Genomic DNA, 21,126 nt, shown 5'->3' with positions numbered 1-21,126 from the left:
CGTTTACCTAAAATCATTGTTCCCTCGAATGTTACTGTTAGAATGCGCAAAGATTCGCTTTTGGGCTATCAGGAAACAGTATGAAACCAACCACCATCTCCTTACTGCAGAAATGCAAACAGGAAAAAAAACGCTTCGCCACCATCACCGCGTATGACTACAGCTTCGCCAAACTGTTTGCCGAAGAGGGGATCAACGTCATGCTGGTCGGGGACTCGTTAGGGATGACGGTACAAGGACATGATTCCACCCTGCCGGTAACGGTTGAGGATATCGCTTACCATACCCGCGCCGTGCGCCGTGGCGCCCCAGCCTGCCTGCTGCTTTCCGATCTGCCGTTTATGGCCTATGCCACGCCGGAACAGGCATTCGAAAATGCGGCGGCAGTGATGCGTGCCGGTGCCAATATGGTCAAAATTGAAGGCGGCGCCTGGCTTGTGGATACGGTGAAGAGGCTCACCGAGCGCGCCGTGCCGGTGTGTGGGCATTTAGGCCTGACGCCGCAGTCCGTCAATATCTTTGGCGGCTATAAGGTGCAGGGCCGTGGCGATGCCGCCCAGACGCTGCTGGATGATGCCCTGGCGCTGGAAGCCGCAGGTGCCCAGCTGCTGGTGCTGGAGTGCGTGCCGGTTGAGCTGGCGAAACGCATCACCGACGCGCTGTCCATTCCGGTGATTGGTATTGGTGCAGGCAACGTCACCGACGGTCAGATTCTGGTGATGCACGACGCCTTCGGTATCACCGGCGGACACATCCCGAAATTTGCCAAAAATTTCCTCGCCGAAGCGGGCGACATGCGCGCTGCGGTCAGGCAGTATATTGCCGACGTTGAATCCGGTGTTTACCCGGGTGAAGAACACAGTTTCCATTAAGGAGTCTCGTTGTGCTAATCATTGAAACCCTGCCGCTGCTTCGCCAGCATATCCGCCGCGCGCGACAGGAAGGTAAACGTATCGCACTGGTCCCGACCATGGGCAATCTGCATGACGGCCACATGAAGCTCGTCGACGAAGCCCGTGCACGGGCAGATATCGTGGTGGTCAGTATCTTCGTGAACCCCATGCAGTTTGACCGCGCAGACGATCTGGCACGCTACCCGCGCACCCTGCAGGAAGATTGCGAGAAGCTCAAAAAACGCCACGCGGATATCGTTTTCTCACCTGCACCGGCGGATGTTTACCCGCAGGGTACCGAAGAGGCAACCTACGTTGACGTCCCGGGCATTTCCACCATGCTCGAAGGCGCGAGCCGCCCGGGCCATTTCCGCGGCGTTTCCACCATCGTCAGCAAGCTGTTCAACCTGGTACAGCCGGACGTAGCCTGCTTTGGCGAGAAAGATTTCCAGCAGCTGGCGCTGATCCGCAAGATGGTTGCGGATATGGGTTACGATATCGAGATAGTCGGCGTACCGATTGTACGCGCCAAAGACGGTCTGGCACTCAGCTCGCGAAATGGCTACCTGACTGCCGAACAGCGTAAAATCGCGCCGGGCTTAAGCAAGGTCATGAACACCATGGCAGAGCAGATGCTGGCAAAAGAGTTAACAGCAGAAGAGATTATCGCCCTTGCCGAGCAGGCGCTTAACGATAAAGGCCTTCGTGCTGACGACGTACAAATTCGTGATGCTGATACGCTGCTGGAATTAACCCAGAACAGCAAGCGCGCAGTCATCCTGGTGGCGGCCTGGCTAGGTCAGGCGCGTCTGATCGACAATAAAGTGGTTGAGCTGGCGTAGTTGCCTTCACCCCTGATAATGATAGGTAAACGTAATGATTCGCAAAATGCTGCAAGGTAAGCTTCACCGTGTGAAAGTCACGCAGGCCGACCTGCACTATGAAGGCTCCTGCGCCATTGATCAGGATTTCCTTGATGCAGCAGGTATCCTCGAAAACGAAGCGATTGATATCTGGAACGTGAACAACGGTAAACGCTTCTCCACCTACGCGATTGCCGCCGAGCGAGGTTCTAAAATCATCTCCGTTAACGGCGCAGCCGCGCACTGCGCGGACGTGGGTGATATCGTGATCATCGCCAGCTTCGTGATGATGTCTGACGAAGAAGCCCGCCGCTGGCAGCCTAAAGTGGCCTACTTCGAAGGCGACAATGAAATGAAGCGCACCGCAAAGGCGATTCCGGTTCAGGTTGCATAAGCACTACCCCTGCGGCTGATTGCTGATCAGCCGCGACATCGTCTCCAGCGAATCCGTTCTTAAGATGTACAGGCGTTTCAGTAAGAACGGATTATCCCCCGGCTTCACCTTTCCTTTCACCGTCGTCACCGCCAAATGGAAACCGGCATCATTCGCCGCCTTTATCGCTTTATTGTCGTAGCCGCCGAAGGGGTAAGAGACATACAGCACGCGCGGGTTAAACTGCGCCAGCGCGCGACGCGAGCGTTCAAAATCAAACAAAATCACGTGATAGCTGCGGCTCAGTAAAATCGGATGCTTATTGGCATCCACGCGGTGCAGGAAGTGGGTATGAGACTGAATATCGAACACATCCTGAATCCCCTTAATCTCCTGCACGCTCATAAACTGCAGGGATTTAGGATCCCACTTCTGCGGATGGCCTTTTATGCGGGAAGAGATAATAAACGCGGTAGCCTTGAAGCCGTACTCTTTCAGCACTGGATAAGCATAGCGGCTGACAGATTTCAGGCCATCGTCAAAGGTTATCACCACCGATTTCGCAGGCAGGTTCATTTTGTTACGCACGTACCCTTCCAGCTGGTACATCGTCAGGGTGGTATAGCCCTGATCGCGAAGCCATGCCATCTGGTTATTGAACGCACGTACGCTGGTCGTCGTGGACGTATGTCGAAAGCGCGTGTTTTCTTCATCGCGCAAAATATGATGGTAGGTCAGAACAGGAAGGCCGTTATCTTCCTGCGCATCCAGGCTGCTGATCCACGCCAGACGATTACCGATGCGGATCTGAAACCAGGTCTGGTTTAAACGGTCTTTAAGTTTGTTCAGGATCGGATAGCGAAGATTGGCGCTTAAGGTGCCGAAGGGTGCGCTGCCGTTGTTCGGGGCGTTATAAACGGGCGTGTCTTTCCACGTTATCAGGTTTTGATTGCTCAGCGGTTTATTCAAATCCCCCAGGCCATCCTCGACGCGCTGTTTGCCCTGAACCGGCTCCAGATGCCCCTTGTCGATAAAGCCCGTGCCAAATCCGAAGCGAAATTCATAGTAGTCCGCCGCCGCAGGCACCACCGCGAGGATCTGCCCTGCCCGCACGTTGCCAACGTTAATGACGCTGTTGCCGATCTGCGCCCAAATCGCCGCATCTTCGGTGGTTTGCATATATTGAGCAGGCAGTCTTTGCTGACTTAATAAACTGGCAGAAACAGTGCCGGACACGAACATCAATAGCAGGAAAACAATACGCGTGAACATGAGGGTCTTATTCGAAGCGGAAATACTTACGCCATTGTAGCAAAAGCGACATCAATACCAATGTTTAATTCTTATACAGGTCATGCAGCAGGACAAAGGGAGGATTTTTTTGCTGTTGATGCCACAAGCTGCTGACGCCCGGGGTACCCAGCGAAACGATAGCGTTACGGAACGCTGCGCTGGTTAAGGTCTCGCGATGGGGATACATCATTTCAAGCAGTGGCAAGCTAATACCGGAGATCACCTCGCAGCAGTCGTGCTTATGGCTCATCAGGGCCGCAGCACGGTACGGCGCCGCGCCGGATTTATCGGTAAGGAAAATCACGCCGTCTCCGGTGTCGGTTTCATGAAGGGCATCGCACATCATCCGGCCAAGCATGTTGGTACTCAAGCCGCGCCAGTAGTTAACCGCGCGACACTGTGGCAGCGGACCAAACCTGGCTTCCAGCTTCAGCAGCATGTCCTGCGCCCGTTCATCGTGGCAGGTGATAACCCATCCCAGCATAACTCTCTCCTTAGCAGGCAAGTAGTTTAGCGGAGTGAAGGTTAGCTTTCGGTGATAACTGTCAAAGAAAGTGCCCGGCAGACAGAATGTCGCCGGGCTGAGGGCTAGCTGCGCAGACCGCGTCCACGCTGGATCAGATACCAGCACAGCAGGTAGAAGACAATGATGAACACCACCAGCACCGCCACCGTGGTAAACAGCGGCACATCGGTGATGCCGAGGAAGCCAAAGCGGAAACCGCTGATCATGTAGACGATCGGGTTCAGGTGCGACAGCGCCTGCCAGAACGGCGGCAGCAGCGTCAGGGAGTAGAACACCCCGCCGAGATAGGTCAGCGGCGTCAGCACGAAGGTCGGGATCAGGCTGATGTCGTCAAACGTTTTGGCAAACACGGCGTTCAGCAGACCGGCCAGCGAGAAGAGGATCGCCGTCAGGAGCAGGGTCAGGGCCACGAAAAGCCAGGAGTGCACCTGGAACGGCACGAAGAACAGCGAAATGGCCGTCACCAGGATCCCAACACACAGACCGCGCGCCACGCCGCCACCGACGTAACCGGCAATGATCACATGCGTTGGCACCGGTGCCACCAGCAGCTCCTCAATATTGCGCTGGAACTTGGCGCTGAAAAAGGACGACGCCACGTTGGCATAGGCGTTGGTGATCACCGCCATCATGATCAGGCCAGGCACGATAAACTGCATATAGGTAAAGCCGTGCATCTCACCAATCCGGGAACCAATCAGGTTACCGAAGATGATGAAATAGAGCGTCATCGTGATGACTGGCGGCACCAGGGTTTGCACCCAGATGCGCATAAAACGGTTAATCTCTTTCGCCCAGATACTTTTCAGCGCGACCCAGTAAAGATGCGTCATGCCTTGTCTCCTTGTTTATCCTGCACCAGAGAGACAAACAGCTCTTCCAGTCGGTTCGCTTTGTTACGCATACTTAAAACCTGAATACCCTGCGCGCTCAGCTGGGAGAACACGCTGTTAATCCCCTGCTCGCGCAGCACTTCCACTTCCAGCGTCGAGGTATCCACCAGACGATACTGGTACCCTTCAAGCTTCGGTAGCGGGCTCTTTGCCGCCAGATCGAGAATAAAGGTTTCTGATTTCAGCTTGGAGAGCAGGTTCTTCATCGAGGTGTTTTCCACCAGCTCGCCGTGCTGAATGATGCCGATGTTGCGGCACAGCATTTCCGCCTCTTCCAGGTAGTGGGTAGTCAGAATGATGGTGGTGCCTTTGTCATTGAGGTCTTTCAGGAAGCCCCACATGGAGCGGCGCAGCTCAATGTCTACGCCCGCCGTCGGCTCATCGAGGATCAGCAGCTTTGGCTCGTGCATCAGCGCACGGGCAATCATCAGGCGGCGCTTCATCCCGCCGGATAACATCCGGGCGCGTTCGTTACGCTTTTCCCACAGATCGAGCTGCTTGAGGTATTTTTCGCTCCGCTCCAGGGCCTCTTTACGCTCAACGCCGTAATAACCCGCCTGGTTAACGACGATCTGCTGCACCGTCTCAAACGGGTTGAAGTTGAATTCCTGCGGTACCAGACCCAGCTGGCGCTTGGCGTTGACCACATCTTTTTGCAGGTCGTATCCGAACACGCTGACGCGGCCGGAGGTTTTGTTCACCAGCGAGCTAATGATGCCGATGGTAGTCGATTTCCCCGCCCCGTTCGGCCCCAGAAGCGCGTAAAAATCACCGGCCTCTACTTTAAGATCTATTCCGCGCAGCGCCTGAACGCCGCCCGGATAGGTTTTTTTAAGCTGCTCAAGCTCCAGTGCAATTGCCATGAAATTAACTTACCTTCAGTTCTGACACACGTTGTGTGGTTTCATTAAAAGTCGGGTTACCCTATAGTAGCGCAACGCAATTACTCGGTTACAGGTCGCTAACCTCCATGAACAACATAGATACACTCATCAGCAACAATGCACTATGGTCAAAAATGCTGGTGGAGGAAGACCCCGGATTTTTTGGAAAACTCGCGCAGGCGCAAAACCCACGCTTTCTCTGGATTGGATGCTCCGACAGCCGCGTACCGGCGGAGCGCCTGACCGGCCTCGAGCCCGGCGAACTGTTTGTTCACCGCAACGTTGCCAACCTGGTGATTCACACCGATCTCAACTGTCTTTCTGTTGTTCAGTATGCCGTTGACGTTCTGCAAGTCGAGCACATCATCATCTGCGGCCACTACGGCTGCGGCGGCGTGCAGGCGGCGGTTGAAAACACGGAGCTGGGGCTCATTGATAACTGGCTGCTCCACATCCGTGATATCTGGTTCAAACATAGCTCACTGCTGGGCGAAATGCCGCAGGAGCGCCGCATGGATACCCTGTGCGAACTCAACGTGATGGAGCAGGTGTATAACCTGGGCCACTCAACGATCATGCAATCGGCGTGGAAGCGCGGGCAGAAGGTCTCGATCCACGGCTGGGCGTACGGTATTCACGATGGTCTGCTGCGCAACCTGGAAGTGACCGCCACCAACCGCGAAACGCTGGAGCAGCGTTACCGTTCAGGAATTGCCAACCTTCAGCTTAAGCACGTAAACCATAAATAAACAAAGCCGGGTGGCGGCTGCGCCTTACCCGGCCTACATGTGCCCATTCGTAGGCCCGGTAAGCGCAGCGCCACCGGGCAACAAACCGCAATTACTCGTCCAGCAATACCACTTTCCCAACATACGGCAGATGACGATAACGCTGTGCGTAGTCAATACCGTAACCGACGACGAACTCGTCCGGGATAGAGAAACCGACGAACTCCACCGGCACCTGCACTTCACGGCGGTCAGGCTTATCCAGCAGGGTGCAAATCGCCAGCGATTTTGGCTCACGCAGGCTCAGGATCTCGCGCACTTTTGACAGCGTGTTGCCGGAGTCGATGATGTCCTCAACGATCAACACATCTTTGCCACGAATATCTTCATCCAGATCTTTCAGGATTTTCACATCACGGGTGGTGGACATGCCGCTGCCGTAGCTGGAGGCGGTCATAAAATCGACCTCATGGGGCACATGCACCTCACGGCACAGGTCTGCCATGAACATGAAAGAGCCGCGCAACAGACCGACCAGCACCATTTCGCTGCCGCTGTCCTTGTAATGTTCGGTGATTTGACGACCCAGTTCGGCGATACGCGCTTTGATCTCGGCTTCCGGGATCATCACTTCAACAGTATGTTTCATATTACTAACCAAATGATTTTAATGAAAATCTCTCAATACGGATGAGTTAATATCCAGCACTGATACGCAAGCCAGCCATTATATCAGCAAATGGATAACCCTGGCGTATGAGTTATAAAAAGCAAATATTGTGATTCCGATCACACTTGTTAATACCTATAATTAGTTGCTAGCAAATTATTAACAAAAACTGACGAGTACACTTTCTATGGCTGAAACAAACTCTAAACAGCCGCGTCTACTGGTGACATTAACAGCGCTATTCGCCGCCTTCTGCGGCCTGTACCTGTTAATCGGTGGCGTCTGGCTGGTCGCGATCGGCGGCTCCTGGTACTACCCGATTGCGGGCCTGGTTATGCTTGGCGTAACCGTCCTGCTCTGGCGTAGAAAACAATCTGCACTGTGGCTGTATGCCGCACTCCTTCTTGCCACCATGATCTGGGGCGTCTGGGAAGTCGGCTTTGACTTCTGGGCGCTGACGCCGCGCAGTGACATCCTGGTCTTCTTCGGCATCTGGCTGATCCTGCCGTTCGTCTGGCGTCGCCTGATCGTGCCGTCCAGCGGTGCGGTCGCGGCGCTGGTGGTAGCGCTGTTAATCAGCGGCGGTATCCTGACCTGGGCTGGCTTCAACGATCCGCAGGAGATCAACGGTACGCTGAACGCAGAATCGACGCCTGCGGCGGCGATCTCTCAGGTTGCTGACGGGGACTGGCCTGCCTATGGCCGCAACCAGGAAGGTCAGCGCTACTCTCCGCTGAAGCAGATCAACGCGGACAACGTTAAAAACCTGAAAGAAGCTTGGGTATTCCGTACCGGCGATCTGAAGATGCCGAACGATCCGGGTGAACTGACCAACGAAGTGACGCCAATTAAAGTCGGCGATATGCTTTATCTGTGTACGGCGCACCAGCGTCTGTTCGCGCTCGACGCGGCCACCGGTAAAGAGAAATGGCACTTCGATCCGCAGCTGAACTCCAACCCATCCTTCCAGCACGTGACCTGCCGTGGCGTCTCTTATCACGAAGCGCGCCCGGATAATGCGAGCCCGGAAGTCATTGCCGACTGTCCTCGCCGCATCATGCTGCCGGTGAACGATGGTCGTCTGTTCGCCATCAATGCCGAAACGGGCAAGCTGTGCGAAACCTTTGCCAACAAAGGTATCCTGAATCTGCAGACCAATATGCCGGACACCACGCCGGGTCTGTATGAGCCGACCTCCCCGCCCATCATCACCGATAAAACCATCGTGATTGCCGGTTCGGTAACGGATAACTTCTCCACACGTGAAACCTCCGGCGTTATCCGTGGTTTCGACGTGAACACCGGTAAACTGCTGTGGGCCTTCGACCCGGGCGCGAAAGATCCGAACGCGATCCCGTCGGACGAACACACCTTTACCTTTAACTCGCCAAACTCCTGGGCGCCAGCGGCGTATGACGCGAAGCTGGACCTGGTCTACCTGCCGATGGGCGTTACTACGCCAGATATCTGGGGCGGTAACCGCACGCCGGAGCAGGAACGTTATGCCAGCGCTATCGTGGCATTGAACGCGACCACCGGTAAGCTGGCCTGGAGCTACCAGACCGTTCACCACGATCTGTGGGATATGGATATGCCGTCCCAGCCGACGCTGGCGGACATTACCGTTAACGGCAAAACCGTACCGGTGATTTACGCTCCAGCGAAAACCGGCAACATCTTCGTGCTGGATCGCAGCAACGGCAAGCTGGTTGTGCCTGCACCGGAAAAACCGGTTCCGCAGGGTGCGGCGAAAGGCGATTACGTTAGCAAAACCCAGCCGTTCTCCGATCTGAGCTTCCGTCCGAAGAAAGACCTCAGCGGGGCAGACATGTGGGGTGCCACGATGTTTGACCAGCTGGTGTGCCGCGTGATGTTCCATCAGCTGCGCTATGAAGGCATCTTCACGCCGCCTTCTGAGCAGGGCACGCTGGTCTTCCCGGGTAACCTGGGGATGTTCGAGTGGGGTGGGATCTCCGTTGACCCTAACCGTCAGGTCGCGATTGCCAACCCAATGGCGCTGCCGTTCGTTTCCCGTCTGATCCCACGCGGTCCGGGCAACCCAATGGAGCAGCCGAAAGACGCGAAAGGCAGCGGTACCGAAGCCGGTATCCAGCCGCAGTATGGCGTACCGTTCGGCGTAACGCTGAATCCGTTCCTGTCGCCGTTCGGTCTGCCGTGTAAACAGCCTGCCTGGGGTTATATCTCCGGTCTGGATCTGAAAACTAACCAGATCGTGTGGAAAAAACGTATTGGTACGCCACAGGACAGCATGCCGTTCCCAATGCCGGTTCCGGTGCCGTTCAATATGGGTATGCCAATGCTGGGTGGCCCAATCTCCACCGCCGGTAACGTGCTGTTCATCGCGGCAACCGCAGATAACTACCTGCGCGCGTACAACATGACCAACGGTGAAAAACTGTGGCAAGGCCGTCTGCCAGCGGGTGGACAAGCCACGCCGATGACCTATGAAGTGAATGGCAAGCAGTACGTTGTCATCTCTGCGGGCGGTCACGGTTCGTTTGGCACGAAGATGGGCGACTATATTGTCGCGTATGCGTTGCCTGACGAAAACAAGTAACTGAAAAGCCCGGTGGCGCTTACGCTTACCGGGCCTATGGATACGCTATGTAGGCCGGGTAAGGCGAAGCCGCCACCCGGCTTTTTTTATACGGTAAAGCCCAGCATCATCCCCGTATCTTCATGCTCCAGCAGATGGCAGTGCGCCATATAGGCAAACTCCTTCGGCGCGTCGTGGTCAAACTTCACCAGCACCTCGCTGACGCTGCCTTCCACCTTCACCGTATCCTTCCAGCCCGCGCGATGCGCGTCCGGGGCTTTGCCGTTCTCAGAGAGAATGCGGAACTGCGTGCCGTGGATGTGGAACGGGTGCAGCATCATGTCCCCTTCACCTGAAATCACCCAGCGCTCAAGCTGCCCTTTTGTCGCAGCAAACATCGGCATGTTCATATCGAACGCTTTGCCGTTGATCATGTTGGCGTTGTGGAAATCAAAGCCATGATCGCCGTGATTCATGTTCCCCATGCCGCCCATGTTGCCGTGGTCCATGTTCATGTGACCCATCATCTGCCCGTGATGCATCCCCGCCATCGCCTTATCGCCATATTTCGCCATCAGCGCCTGCATGCCCATCATATCGAGCATCGGATTCATGGAGAGCTGCAGTTTCCGTTGCGTAAGCCCATCCAGCGACGGAAGTGCCGGCAGCGTGGTTAACGTATCAGGGAGCGTGCCGGAAGCGGTCACCCGTAACGGCTGGATACGCAGCACCGGATGCGGCTTGTCAAACGGCGCGACCGCCATCCCCATCTGGCTAACCGGCAGGGTCACAAGATCGAACGGCTTGCCGTCGCTGATATCCACCAGCACCTCAAAGCGCTCCCCCATCAGCATCGGCAGTTCGTTGACCTTCACCGGCTCAGGCAGCAGCCCGCCGTCGCTGGCGACCACGTACAGCGGACGCTTATCGCTGGTGGCGAAGTTGAGGGAACGCGCGTTACAGCCGTTAAGCAGACGCAGGCGCAGCCAGCCCTTCGGCGCGGCGTGCTGAGGATAAATGGCGCCGTTGGTCAGCAGCGTGTCGCCAAACCAGCCTACCGCCGCGCTCATCACGTCCAGCTGGTAGTCAATTTGCCCGTCAGCGGTGAATTTCTTGTCCTGCACAATCACCGGCACATCATCGATGCCCCACTGCTTCGGCAGGCGCAGCAGTCGGCTTTCGTCGTCTTCAATCAGCACCAGCCCCGCCAGCCCCATCGCTACCTGATGGCCCGTTTTGCCATGCTGATGCGGATGGAACCAGCAGGTCGCGGCGCGCTGGTTGGGCGTAAAGGTGACGCTGCGCGTGCCGCCCGCTATGATGATGCCCTGCGGCCCGCCGTCTACCTCGCCCGGCACTTCCAGTCCGTGCCAGTGCACCGTCGTCTCTTCAGCAAGCGTATTGTGGATATCCACCGTCACCGCTTTACCTTTGCGCAGCTGTAGCGCAGGACCGAGAAGATTGCCGTTATAGCCCCAGGTTGTCGCGTTGTGCGCACCGAACAGCGTGTTACCGGACTGAACGACAAGCTGGATACGGCTGCGGGCGTCAGCGGTCAGCAAATCAGGGATGGGTAAGGTAGGCCTGTCAGCCGCGAAAACCGCACGGCTCCAGAGGGGTAAGGCGCTGGCAGCCCCCAGCGCCACGGAATATTTTAAAAAATCACGACGTTGCATGTTCATTTCCTTATTTCCAGCAGGCGATCTTTTGAGCATAAACCCTCCCCTTACCGGAAGGTCAAGTAAAGCGGCAATAATAAAGATCGTCGCACTGGCACCAAGTATGCTAACGTTAATTTTCCGTGAAGAAGTGGTAGAAGCAATGAAGACGTTTTTCAGGACAATTTTGTTCGGTAGCCTGATGGCAATGTGTGCGAACAGCTATGCGCTCAGTGAAAATGAAGCGGAAGATATGGCCGATTTAACGGCGGTTTTTGTATTCCTGAAAAATGATTGTGGCTACCAGAATTTACCCAACGGGCAAATTCGCCGCGCGCTGGTCTTTTTTGCCCAGCAGAACCAGTGGGATCTCAGCAACTACGACAGCTTTGACATGAAGGCGCTCGGCGAAGACAGCTACCGTGACCTAAGCGGTATTGGCATTCCCACGGCTAAAAAATGCAAAGCGCTGGCTCGCGATTCGCTCAGCCTGCTCGCCTACGTCAAATAACCTTCCCGACGCCTCCTGTTAAACCTATAGCCGTGCAACCACGGTTAGAGTTAGCTATCATGTTTCGCTCATTTTTTGTGAGCGTAACGGATGTTAACAAAGGAGGAGTCCGCGTATGGCCGACCACACGTTGTGGCATGAAACACTGCATGACCAGTTTGGTCAGTACTTTGCCGTTGATAACGTGCTCTATCATGAAAAAACCGATCACCAGGATCTCATCATCTTCGAGAATGCTGCCTTTGGCCGCGTGATGGCGCTGGACGGCGTGGTGCAAACGACCGAGCGAGATGAGTTTATCTATCATGAGATGATGACCCACGTCCCGCTGCTGGCGCACGGCCATGCAAAGCATGTCCTGATTATCGGCGGTGGCGACGGTGCAATGCTGCGCGAGGTTTCCCGCCATCGCTCGATTGAAACCATCACCATGGTGGAAATCGATGCGGGCGTCGTCTCGTTCTGCCGCCAGTACCTGCCCAACCACAATGCCGGTAGCTATGACGATCCGCGTTTTAATCTGGTGATTGATGACGGGGTTAACTTTGTTAACCAGACAACCCAGACCTTTGACGTCATTATCTCCGACTGCACCGACCCTATCGGCCCTGGCGCGTCGCTGTTTACCTCCTCGTTCTACGAAGGCTGCAAGCGTTGCCTGAACCCGGGCGGGATCTTCGTCGCCCAAAACGGCGTCTGCTTCCTGCAACAGGATGAAGCGCTGGATAGCCATCGCAAGCTCAGCACCTATTTCGAGGATGTCAGCTTCTATCAGGCGGCCATTCCGACGTACTACGGTGGGATCATGACCTTTGCCTGGGCGACGGATAACGACGTATTACGTCATCTTTCCACCGAAATTATTCAGGCCCGCTTCCATCAGGCAGGTCTACAGTGCCGATACTACAATCCGGCTATTCATACCGCAGCGTTTGCTCTGCCGCAGTACCTGCAAGACGCATTATCCACTAAGGGGGTGAGCTAATTGAAAAAGCTTAAACTGCATGGCTTTAACAATCTGACCAAAAGCCTGAGTTTTTGTATTTACGATATCTGCTATGCCAAAACAGCGGAAGAACGCGATGGTTACATCGCCTATATCGACGAACTCTACAACGCCAACCGTCTGACCGAGATCCTGTCCGAAACCTGTTCCATTATCGGCGCCAACATCCTGAATATTGCCCGACAGGATTATGAACCCCAGGGCGCCAGCGTGACCATACTGGTCAGCGAAGAGCCGGTCGATCCGAAGCTTATCGACAAAACGGAACATCCGGGCCCGCTGCCGGAAGTGGTGGTTGCTCACCTGGATAAAAGCCATATCTGCGTCCATACCTACCCGGAGAGTCACCCGGAAGGCGGGCTGTGTACGTTCCGCGCCGATATTGAAGTGTCGACCTGCGGCGTGATTTCCCCACTGAACGCACTGAACTATCTCATCCACCAGCTGGAATCGGATATCGTCACGATTGATTACCGCGTGCGCGGTTTTACCCGTGACGTCAACGGCATGAAGCACTTCATCGACCACGAGATTAACTCTATTCAGAACTTTATGTCCGAGGACATGAAGTCGCTGTACGACATGATGGACGTGAACGTGTATCAGGAAAACATCTTCCATACCAAGATGTTACTTAAGGAGTTCGACCTTAAGCACTATATGTTCCACACGAAGCCGGAAGATTTGAGCGAAGAAGAGCGTAAGGCGATTACTGACCTGCTCTGGAAAGAGATGCGCGAGATCTACTACGGCCGCAACATTCCGGCCGTGTAAGTGTTGCCCGGAGCAGGGATGCTTCGGGAAATTACCGCTGTTTCATGAACTCGCGGTAGGCATTCACCACCTGAAGGAAGTCTTCTACGCCGCACAGCGACAGGCTTTCTTCGTCATAGTAGCTCATCCCCTCTTCCATCTCGTCGCCTGAAAACTCGAGCTGGTTGGCACGCACCATGACCTCTTCACCGTCCATCCACAGCGTGTATTCGTGCCCGGCGCGTTGCCAGGAGCGCTCACTGCCTTTCACCGTCTTTGCCGCCTGTTCAACCTCATCAAGAAGGGAGAGATTTTCTTTCACCTCTTCGTTAAACCAGTGTCCAACGGCTTCGTGGCCCATCGACATACGCACTTTCACCACTCCGGTGATGTCGCGCAGAAATTCGTAATCCATAGTGTTTTCCTCTGCAAAGCCATTAAGGTAATTATCGCAGCAGCGAGGAAGAAAAAAAGCGTGGGAGGTGGGAGGAATGAAAATAAAAAACCCACCGTAGTTGCGATGGGTTTTGTAGGCCCGGTTAGCGTAGCGCCACCGGGCAATGGGTCAGGTGCGGTCTGGTGCCTTCACCCCCAGCCCCTCTCCCACGGGAGAGGGTAGCATTTATACTGCCGTCTGGAAGATCACCCCGTCGGCCTTCTCGGTGTACTGAGAGAGCTGGTCGAAGTTCAGATAGCGATAGGTATCCACCGCGGTCTTATCCACCTGCGCCACGAAGGTCTGGTACTCTTCCGGCGTTGGCAGTTTGCCAATCAGCGCCGCAACCGCCGCCAGCTCCGCAGAGGCCAGGTAGACGTTCGCACCGGTACCTAAACGGTTCGGGAAGTTACGGGTAGAGGTGGAAACCACCGTCGCGCCGTCGGCTACGCGCGCCTGGTTGCCCATACACAGGGAGCAACCAGGGATTTCGATACGCGCCCCGCTCTTACCAAACACGCTGTAGTAGCCCTCTTCGGTCAGCTGAGCCGCGTCCATACGGGTTGGCGGCGCCACCCACAGACGGGTTGGCAGCTGGCCTTTGTGGGTATCCAGCAGCTTACCGGCCGCGCGGAAGTGACCGATGTTGGTCATGCACGAACCAATGAACACTTCGTCGATCTTCTCGCCCTGGACCTCAGACAGCGGACGCGCGTCGTCCGGATCGTTCGGTGCACACAGGATTGGCTCTTTGATATCCGCCAGATCGATGTCGATCACCGCCGCGTACTCTGCGTCAGCATCGGCTTCCAGCAGCTGCGGATCGGCCAGCCATTTTTCCATGCCCTGGATACGACGCTCCAGCGTACGACGGTCGCCGTAGCCTTCTGCAATCATCCACTTCAGTAGCACGATGTTAGAGTTCAGATACTCAATAATCGGCTCTTTGTTCAGCTTGATGGTACAGCCCGCAGCCGAACGCTCGGCGGAGGCATCGGTCAGCTCGAACGCCTGCTCAACTTTCAGATCCGGCAGACCTTCAATTTCCAGAATGCGGCCAGAGAAGATGTTTTTCTTCCCTTTCTTCTCAACGGTCAGCAGACCCTGTTTAATCGCATACAGCGGGATCGCGTGAACCAGGTCGCGCAGGGTAATACCCGGCTGCATTTTACCTTTGAAGCGCACCAGCACCGATTCCGGCATATCCAGCGGCATCACGCCGGTCGCGGCAGCAAACGCCACCAGACCGGAGCCCGCCGGGAAGGAGATACCGATTGGGAAACGGGTATGGGAGTCACCGCCGGTACCCACGGTATCCGGCAGCAGCATGCGGTTCAGCCAGGAGTGGATAACGCCGTCGCCCGGACGCAGGGAGACACCGCCACGGTTCATAATGAAGTCAGGCAGCGTGTGGTGCGTGGTCACGTCAACCGGCTTCGGATACGCCGCGGTGTGGCAGAAGGACTGCATCACCAGATCGGAAGAGAAGCCCAGGCACGCCAGGTCTTTCAGTTCGTCACGGGTCATTGGGCCAGTGGTGTCCTGAGAGCCTACGGAGGTCATCTTCGGCTCGCAGTAGGCGCCAGGACGGATACCGGCGACGCCGCAGGCGCGACCCACCATTTTCTGTGCCAGCGAGAAGCCGCGGTTGCTTTCCGCAACGTCTTTCGCGTGACGGAATACATCACTGTGCGGCAGACCCAGTGCTTCACGCGCTTTGGTGGTCAGGCCGCGGCCGATGATCAGCGGAATACGGCCACCGGCGCGCACTTCGTCAATCAGCACGTCGGTTTTCAGCTCGAAGCTTGCCAGCAGCTCGTTGGTTTCGTGGTTACGGACTTCGCCTTTGTACGGGTAAACGTCAATCACGTCGCCCATGTTCAGGTTAGAGACATCCACTTCGATCGGCAGTGCGCCCGCATCTTCCATGGTGTTGAAGAAGATTGGGGCAATCTTACCGCCCAGGCACAGGCCGCCGCCGCGCTTGTTCGGCACATGCGGAATGTCGTCACCCATAAACCAGAGGACGGAGTTGGTGGCGGACTTACGGGAAGAGCCGGTACCCACAACGTCACCCACGTAAGCCAGCGGGAAACCTTTCTTCTGCAGGGCTTCGATCTGTTTGATCGGGCCGACGCTGCCCGGCTGATCCGGCTCAATGCCTTCACGGGCGTTTTTCAGCATCGCCAGGGCGTGCAGCGGGATATCCGGGCGAGACCACGCGTCCGGTGCCGGAGAGAGGTCATCGGTGTTGGTTTCACCGGTCACTTTGAAAACAGTAACGGTAATTTTTTCAGCCAGCGCTGGACGATTCAGGAACCATTCGGCATCGGCCCAGGACTGCATCACCTGTTTCGCATAGACGTTGCCAGCTTTGGCTTTTTCTTCCACATCGTAGAAGTTATCGAACATCAGCAGCGTAGACGAGAGCGCTTTAGCGGCAATCGGTGCCAGCTTGTCGTTATCCAGCGCGTCAATCAGCGGATGAATGTTGTAACCACCCTGCATGGTGCCGAGCAGTTCGATGGCTTTTTCAGGAGTAACCAGTGGGGAGGTGGCTTCGCCTTTGGCGATAGCAGCAAGGAATCCGGCTTTTACGTAGGCAGCTTCATCTACGCCAGGCGGTACGCGGTTGATCAGCAGATCTAACAGGAATTCTTCTTCGCCCTTAGGCGGGTTCTTCAGCAGCTCGACGAGCGCGGCCATTTGGGTTGCATCTAAAGGTTTGGGTACAATTCCCTCGGCGGCACGTTCTGCTACGTGCTTACGGTATTCTTCTAGCACGACGGTTCTCCTCGCTCTCATTGTCATATGCGGCGGGCGTTCTCTTCACGCTCCTGTGAGACAGCAGTTTGTAGGGTAAATGCCCGATACCGCGTCGGGCAGCATAGCAGGATTTCTGCACAGTGTTAATCCGTTTACAAAAAAGCAACATTAAAAAGTTTGCTGAATCGTTAAGCATGGTGTAGCGGGGATTTAGGGCATCATTTTGCGGTTCTTCTGCACCGTGACGCTTCAGTTTTTTCTTCATCAGATATAATTGTGTAATAAATACTCACACTCTTTATCCGGACGTACCGGACGCTTCCCAATAAAAGTCAAAACAGTAAAAGACGGGTGAATAATACTCACGCCAACCGTAACGCCTCACGGCACAGCGCTGGTCTCGTTGGAGTCATTTTATGAAGTTGCCCTTTAAGCCACATCTGCTCATCCTTCTGTGCAGTGCCGGGCTGCTTGCCGCCTCAGGCGTCTTGTTTGTCAAAAGTCGTGCAACGGAACCCGTTGCGCCAGCCCCCGTCGCTCAACAACCGGCGGCACCTGCCGTAGCCCAGCCCGCCCCTGTGGTCGCGCCGACCTACACTGCCGCGCAAATCGATCAGTGGGTTGCCCCCATTGCGCTCTACCCTGACGCCCTGCTTTCACAAATTCTGATGGCCTCGACTTACCCGGCCAACGTGATTCAGGCGCTCAGTGGTCAAAAGACAACCCTAAAATGGAAGGGGACGCCGCCATTCAGGCCGTTGCCAGCCAGCCCTGGGATCCGAGCGTAAAATCGCTGGTCGCGTTTCCTCAGCTTATGTCGCTGATGGGTGAAAACCCGCCGTGGGTACAAAATCTGGGGGATGCGTTTCTCGCGCAGCCGAAAGACGTGATGGATTCCGTTCAACGCCTGCGCGCGCTGGCACAGAAGACCGGTGCTTTACAATCTACGCCTCAGCAGACGGTCACCACCGTGACAAAGCCAGCACCAGCGAAAACCCGCGCCACCGAGGCAACGACAACAACCGCGTCTGCGCCCGCCCCAACGGTGATCAAAATTGAATCTGCCGATCCGCAGGTCGTTTATGTTCCCACCTATAACCCCAATACGGTTTACGGGACCTGGCCCAACACCGCCTATCCTCCCACCTATCTCCCGCCCACGCCCGGAGAGCAGTTTGGCAACAGCTTCGTCAACGGCTTAGGCTTCAGCCTGGGCGTTGCCACAACCTATGCCATTTTCAGCAATATCGACTGGGATGACGACGATGACTGGGACCACCACCATGACGGTGACTGGGATAATCACGGCGGCTATAACCGCAACGGTGATAACAACATCAATATCAACGTTGAGAACTTCAATAAAATCAGCGGACAGCGTCTGACGGACGCCAACCGTACCTGGCAGCATAACCCGGCCTACCGGGAAGGTGTGCCCTATCCGACTAACCAGCTTAACACCCGTTTCCACTCCACCAGCACAGTCACCGGGCTAAGCTCAACGCAGCAAAAACCGGTTAACCGGGATAGCCAGCGTCAGGCGGCCCTGAGCCAGATGGAGAAATCCACGGGGAAAACCTTCCCGCAAACGGCACGTCCCGGCACGAAAGATGTGCAGCGTCAGGCCTCGAGTGAACAGCTGAAGCAAATTTCGCAGCGCAACAACTACCGTGGCTACGACACCAAACCGCAGACGGCGAAGCGGACCACCACGCAGCAGCGAGAAAATCGTCAGGCTGTAACCCAAAGACAGGAGAAACGCGTTTCACAGCCCGCGCAGCAACGCGCTCTGCAGCAGCGAAACGGTCAGCCCCGGGCCAATGCGCTGAGCGGCAACGACAGCCGTTCCGCGAACTGGCAGGCGCAGCAGCAGCGCGGTGCGCAAAGCAGGCAGCTTGCGGCTCGCCAGCAGCAGCCCCGTCAGGTATCTGGTGGACGCGCTGAACGCCGTGAATTTAGACATCGCTAAGGGAATCGACATGAAAAGTAAACTACTCAGTGGAATGGTGTTGTTCATGCTTTCGGCCTCGGCGATGGCGCAGCAGTCCTTTAGCACGCCCGACCAGGCGACCGATGCGCTGGCCAGCGCCATTAGTGAGCATAATGAGCGCGCGATGAGCAATCTGCTTGGAGAGAACTGGCGCGATTTTCTCCCCCCCGAAGGCGTTGATCCGGATGCCGTCGATCGTTTCCTGCGCGACTGGAAAGTTCGTCATAACACCGTTGTCGAAGGAGATACGGCGCATCTTGTTGTTGGAGACAACGACTGGCAGCTTCCCATCCCGGTGATCAAAACCGCCGCCGGCTGGCAATTCGATATCAAAGAAGGGGCTGAAGAGATCCTGACCCGTGAAATCGGGCGTAACGAACTTGCCGCCATTGAAGCCCTGCATGCCTATGTCGATGCGCAGCAAAGCTACTTTGCGATGAACCAGAAATACGCGCAGAAGATTGTCAGCTCGGAAGGGAAGAAAGACGGTTTGTACTGGCCCGTCTCACCCGGCGAAACGCCCAGTCCGCTCGGACCGGCATTTAGCCCGAAAGAGCCGGGTACCGGCTATCACGGCTATCGCTTCCGGATCCTGCCGGATAATAACGGTTTCGCGATGGTGGCGTGGCCGGTCAGCTACGGTCAAACGGGCGTGATGAGCTTTGTGATAAATCAGGAAGACAAGGTGTATCAGTCCGATCTCGGCAAGGATTCTGAGCAGAAAGCCCGGGCGTTAACCGCCTATAACCCGGATAAAACCTGGCAACCCGTGGCTCCCTGAACGCAGCGCATAAAAAAAGCGGCCTCAGGCCGCTTTTTTTCATCTGAAGAAACTTATTTCTTCTTCGCTTTCGCGTTTGGCAGGTCGGTGATGCTGCCTTCAAACACTTCTGCCGCCAGGCCCACGGACTCGTGCAGAGTTGGGTGAGCGTGGATGGTCAGCGCGATGTCTTCCGCGTCGCAGCCCATTTCGATAGCCAGACCGATTTCACCCAGCAGCTCGCCGCCGTTGGTACCGACAATCGCACCACCGATCACGCGGTGAGTCTCTTTGTCGAAGATCAGTTTGGTCATACCGTCTGCGCAGTCGGACGCGATAGCACGGCCAGAAGCAGCCCACGGGAAGGTGGCGGTTTCGTAGCTGATGCCTTTCTCTTTCGCTTCTTTCTCAGTCAGACCCACCCATGCCACTTCTGGCTCGGTATACGCGATAGATGGGATCACTTTCGGATCGAAGTAGTGCTTCATGCCGGCGATAACTTCAGCGGCAACGTGACCTTCGTGAACACCTTTGTGCGCCAGCATTGGCTGACCGACGATATCGCCGATAGCAAAGATGTGCGGCACGTTGGTGCGCAGCTGTTTGTCAACGCGGATGAAGCCACGGTCGTCCACTTCCACGCCAGCTTTGCCCGCGTCGAGGTTCTTACCGTTCGGCACACGGCCGATCGCCACCAGCACGGCGTCGTAACGCTGTGGTTCGGATGGGGCTTTTTTGCCTTCCATGGAAACGTAAATACCGTCTTCTTTCGCTTCAACGGCAGTCACTTTGGTTTCCAGCATCAGGTTGAATTTCTTGCTGATGCGCTTGGTGAAGACTTTAACGATGTCTTTGTCAGCAGCCGGGATAACCTGGTCGAACATTTCAACCACGTCGATCTCTGAACCCAGCGCGTGGTACACGGTACCCATTTCCAGACCGATGATACCGCCGCCCATCACCAGCAGACGCTTAGGAACGGTTTTCAGCTCCAGCGCATCGGTGGAATCCCACACGCGTGGATCTTCATGTGGAATGAATGGCAGTTCGATTGGGCGTGAGCCTGCCGCGATGATCGCGTTGTCGAAGTTGATCACGGTTTTGCCGTTTTCGCCTTCCACTTCCAGGGTGTTCGCACCGGTGAATTTACCCAGACCGTTTACCACTTTCACTTTACGGCCTTTGGCCATGCCCGCCAGACCGCCGGTCAGCTGAGTGATAACTTTCTCTTTCCAGGTACGAATTTTGTCGATGTCGGTTTTCGGCTCGCCGAAGACGATACCGTGTTCAGCCAGCGCTTTGGCTTCTTCGATAACTTTCGCTACGTGCAGCAGCGCTTTAGAAGGGATACAGCCGACGTTCAGACAAACACCGCCGAGGGTGCTGTAACGTTCTACGATGACGGTTTCCAGACCTAAATCCGCTGCGCGAAATGCTGCGGAGTAACCTGCCGGGCCTGCCCCAAGTACTACGACCTGAGTTTTGATTTCTGTGCTCATCATGACCTCTTAGTTTATACCCGTCGTCCACCGGGTCGTTCTATCCGCCCGCAGTTTACAAAATTGT

At 55.7% G+C, this 21,126-nt stretch carries 18 protein-coding genes and 1 pseudogene; 10 read left to right on the top strand and 9 right to left on the bottom strand.

Annotated elements, in window-relative coordinates; all coding sequences use genetic code 11:
• Window positions 1-80 precede the first annotated feature (80 nt).
• The 3 genes from panB to panD are packed head-to-tail and all read left to right on the top strand — an operon-like array spanning window position 81 to window position 2,150.
• Window positions 81-872 carry a 3-methyl-2-oxobutanoate hydroxymethyltransferase gene (gene panB / locus L362_RS01020; protein ID WP_023293249.1) on the top strand — a complete coding sequence of 264 codons (792 nt, stop codon included), beginning with the start codon at window positions 81-83 and terminating at the stop codon, window positions 870-872.
• An 11-nt stretch (window positions 873-883) separates the two neighbouring features.
• Window positions 884-1,735 (top strand): pantoate--beta-alanine ligase, encoded by an 852-nt coding sequence (panC, locus tag L362_RS01025; protein ID WP_008501942.1) that lies wholly within the window; start codon window positions 884-886, stop codon window positions 1,733-1,735.
• A 34-nt stretch (window positions 1,736-1,769) separates the two neighbouring features.
• Window positions 1,770-2,150 (top strand): aspartate 1-decarboxylase, encoded by a 381-nt coding sequence (gene panD / locus L362_RS01030; protein WP_003856284.1) that lies wholly within the window; start codon window positions 1,770-1,772, stop codon window positions 2,148-2,150.
• 3 nt (window positions 2,151-2,153) lie between these two features.
• On the opposite strand, the gene L362_RS01035 is transcribed toward panD, so the two are convergent.
• The 4 genes from L362_RS01035 to L362_RS01050 all read right to left on the bottom strand — a co-directional run bounded on the left by L362_RS01035 (window position 2,154) and on the right by L362_RS01050 (window position 5,704).
• The gene (locus L362_RS01035; protein WP_008501943.1) at window positions 2,154-3,401 is read right to left on the bottom strand and encodes a polysaccharide deacetylase family protein; all 1,248 of its coding nucleotides are present in this window, start codon (window positions 3,399-3,401) and stop codon (window positions 2,154-2,156) included.
• A 64-nt stretch (window positions 3,402-3,465) separates the two neighbouring features.
• Window positions 3,466-3,906, bottom strand: a complete 441-nt coding sequence (locus L362_RS01040; RefSeq protein WP_023345447.1) for a PTS sugar transporter subunit IIA — start codon at window positions 3,904-3,906, stop codon at window positions 3,466-3,468.
• A gap of 104 nt (window positions 3,907-4,010) precedes the next feature.
• Complete coding sequence (locus L362_RS01045; protein WP_008501945.1) at window positions 4,011-4,781, bottom strand: ABC transporter permease; 771 nt, start codon at window positions 4,779-4,781, stop codon at window positions 4,011-4,013.
• Window positions 4,778-5,704 carry an ABC transporter ATP-binding protein gene (locus tag L362_RS01050; RefSeq protein WP_008501946.1) on the bottom strand — a complete coding sequence of 309 codons (927 nt, stop codon included), beginning with the start codon at window positions 5,702-5,704 and terminating at the stop codon, window positions 4,778-4,780. The genes L362_RS01045 and L362_RS01050 overlap by 4 nt, the downstream gene beginning before the upstream one ends.
• Before the next feature lie 107 nt (window positions 5,705-5,811).
• Between L362_RS01050 and can the strand changes: the two genes are divergently transcribed.
• Window positions 5,812-6,474, top strand: a complete 663-nt coding sequence (gene can / locus L362_RS01055; RefSeq protein WP_008501947.1) for a carbonate dehydratase — start codon at window positions 5,812-5,814, stop codon at window positions 6,472-6,474.
• 91 nt (window positions 6,475-6,565) lie between these two features.
• Here can and hpt read toward each other — a convergent pair whose 3' ends face one another.
• Window positions 6,566-7,102: a hypoxanthine phosphoribosyltransferase gene (gene hpt / locus L362_RS01060; protein WP_008501948.1), complete on the bottom strand. Its 537-nt coding sequence runs from the start codon at window positions 7,100-7,102 to the stop codon at window positions 6,566-6,568.
• A 208-nt stretch (window positions 7,103-7,310) separates the two neighbouring features.
• Between hpt and L362_RS01065 the strand changes: the two genes are divergently transcribed.
• Window positions 7,311-9,701, top strand: coding sequence for a glucose/quinate/shikimate family membrane-bound PQQ-dependent dehydrogenase (locus tag L362_RS01065; protein WP_023293268.1), 2,391 nt, complete (start codon window positions 7,311-7,313; stop codon window positions 9,699-9,701).
• An 86-nt stretch (window positions 9,702-9,787) separates the two neighbouring features.
• Here the strand turns inward: L362_RS01065 and cueO are convergent, their stop codons facing one another.
• The gene (gene cueO, locus L362_RS01070) at window positions 9,788-11,356 is read right to left on the bottom strand and encodes a multicopper oxidase CueO (protein WP_032637951.1); all 1,569 of its coding nucleotides are present in this window, start codon (window positions 11,354-11,356) and stop codon (window positions 9,788-9,790) included.
• Between the two features lie 145 nt (window positions 11,357-11,501).
• On the opposite strand from cueO, the gene L362_RS01075 reads away from it, so the two are divergent.
• From L362_RS01075 to speD, 3 genes are all read left to right on the top strand, one after another.
• Window positions 11,502-11,849 (top strand): YacC family pilotin-like protein, encoded by a 348-nt coding sequence (locus tag L362_RS01075; protein ID WP_014882582.1) that lies wholly within the window; start codon window positions 11,502-11,504, stop codon window positions 11,847-11,849.
• Between the two features lie 115 nt (window positions 11,850-11,964).
• Window positions 11,965-12,834 carry a polyamine aminopropyltransferase gene (speE, locus tag L362_RS01080; protein ID WP_008501952.1) on the top strand — a complete coding sequence of 290 codons (870 nt, stop codon included), beginning with the start codon at window positions 11,965-11,967 and terminating at the stop codon, window positions 12,832-12,834.
• A complete protein-coding gene (speD, locus tag L362_RS01085; protein ID WP_008501953.1) occupies window positions 12,835-13,629 on the top strand; it encodes an adenosylmethionine decarboxylase in 795 nt (264 codons plus the stop codon).
• A gap of 31 nt (window positions 13,630-13,660) precedes the next feature.
• Here speD and yacL read toward each other — a convergent pair whose 3' ends face one another.
• Together yacL and acnB are read right to left on the bottom strand one after the other, a co-directional pair.
• Entirely contained in the window at window positions 13,661-14,023 is a 363-nt protein-coding gene (gene yacL, locus L362_RS01090; RefSeq protein ID WP_008501954.1) for a protein YacL, read from the bottom strand.
• Between the two features lie 207 nt (window positions 14,024-14,230).
• The gene (gene acnB, locus L362_RS01095) at window positions 14,231-16,828 is read right to left on the bottom strand and encodes a bifunctional aconitate hydratase 2/2-methylisocitrate dehydratase (RefSeq protein WP_023345445.1); all 2,598 of its coding nucleotides are present in this window, start codon (window positions 16,826-16,828) and stop codon (window positions 14,231-14,233) included.
• Window positions 16,829-17,226: 398 nt separating this feature from the next.
• Between acnB and L362_RS0123310 the strand changes: the two are divergent.
• Together L362_RS0123310 and L362_RS01100 are read left to right on the top strand one after the other, a co-directional pair.
• Window positions 17,227-18,779, top strand: a pseudogene (locus L362_RS0123310) (DUF3300 domain-containing protein).
• A gap of 10 nt (window positions 18,780-18,789) precedes the next feature.
• On the top strand, window positions 18,790-19,581 hold the full coding sequence (locus L362_RS01100; protein WP_032637949.1) for a DUF2950 domain-containing protein: 792 nt from the start codon (window positions 18,790-18,792) through the stop codon (window positions 19,579-19,581).
• Between the two features lie 53 nt (window positions 19,582-19,634).
• On the opposite strand, the gene lpdA is transcribed toward L362_RS01100, so the two are convergent.
• On the bottom strand, window positions 19,635-21,059 hold the full coding sequence (gene lpdA, locus L362_RS01105; protein WP_003856313.1) for a dihydrolipoyl dehydrogenase: 1,425 nt from the start codon (window positions 21,057-21,059) through the stop codon (window positions 19,635-19,637).
• Window positions 21,060-21,126: the final 67 nt, after the last annotated feature.

The organism is Enterobacter sp. MGH 16, assembly GCF_000493175.1.
GTDB lineage: Bacteria > Pseudomonadota > Gammaproteobacteria > Enterobacterales > Enterobacteriaceae > Enterobacter > Enterobacter roggenkampii.
Note: the sequence above shows the minus strand (reverse complement) of the source record. Positions and strands in the feature narration are given on the sequence as shown.

Coding starts and splice junctions, on each gene's coding strand:
- L362_RS01075 (WP_014882582.1), top strand. CDS start 11,502: ATGAAGACGTTTTTCAGGACAATTTTGTTCGGTAGCCTGATGGCAATG.
- panD (WP_003856284.1), top strand. CDS start 1,770: ATGATTCGCAAAATGCTGCAAGGTAAGCTTCACCGTGTGAAAGTCACG.
- L362_RS01045 (WP_008501945.1), bottom strand. CDS start 4,781: ATGACGCATCTTTACTGGGTCGCGCTGAAAAGTATCTGGGCGAAAGAG.
- cueO (WP_032637951.1), bottom strand. CDS start 11,356: ATGCAACGTCGTGATTTTTTAAAATATTCCGTGGCGCTGGGGGCTGCC.
- L362_RS01065 (WP_023293268.1), top strand. CDS start 7,311: ATGGCTGAAACAAACTCTAAACAGCCGCGTCTACTGGTGACATTAACA.
- panB (WP_023293249.1), top strand. CDS start 81: ATGAAACCAACCACCATCTCCTTACTGCAGAAATGCAAACAGGAAAAA.
- can (WP_008501947.1), top strand. CDS start 5,812: ATGAACAACATAGATACACTCATCAGCAACAATGCACTATGGTCAAAA.
- lpdA (WP_003856313.1), bottom strand. CDS start 21,059: ATGAGCACAGAAATCAAAACTCAGGTCGTAGTACTTGGGGCAGGCCCG.
- L362_RS01100 (WP_032637949.1), top strand. CDS start 18,790: ATGAAAAGTAAACTACTCAGTGGAATGGTGTTGTTCATGCTTTCGGCC.
- L362_RS01040 (WP_023345447.1), bottom strand. CDS start 3,906: ATGCTGGGATGGGTTATCACCTGCCACGATGAACGGGCGCAGGACATG.
- L362_RS01035 (WP_008501943.1), bottom strand. CDS start 3,401: ATGTTCACGCGTATTGTTTTCCTGCTATTGATGTTCGTGTCCGGCACT.
- hpt (WP_008501948.1), bottom strand. CDS start 7,102: ATGAAACATACTGTTGAAGTGATGATCCCGGAAGCCGAGATCAAAGCG.
- speE (WP_008501952.1), top strand. CDS start 11,965: ATGGCCGACCACACGTTGTGGCATGAAACACTGCATGACCAGTTTGGT.
- yacL (WP_008501954.1), bottom strand. CDS start 14,023: ATGGATTACGAATTTCTGCGCGACATCACCGGAGTGGTGAAAGTGCGT.
- L362_RS01050 (WP_008501946.1), bottom strand. CDS start 5,704: ATGGCAATTGCACTGGAGCTTGAGCAGCTTAAAAAAACCTATCCGGGC.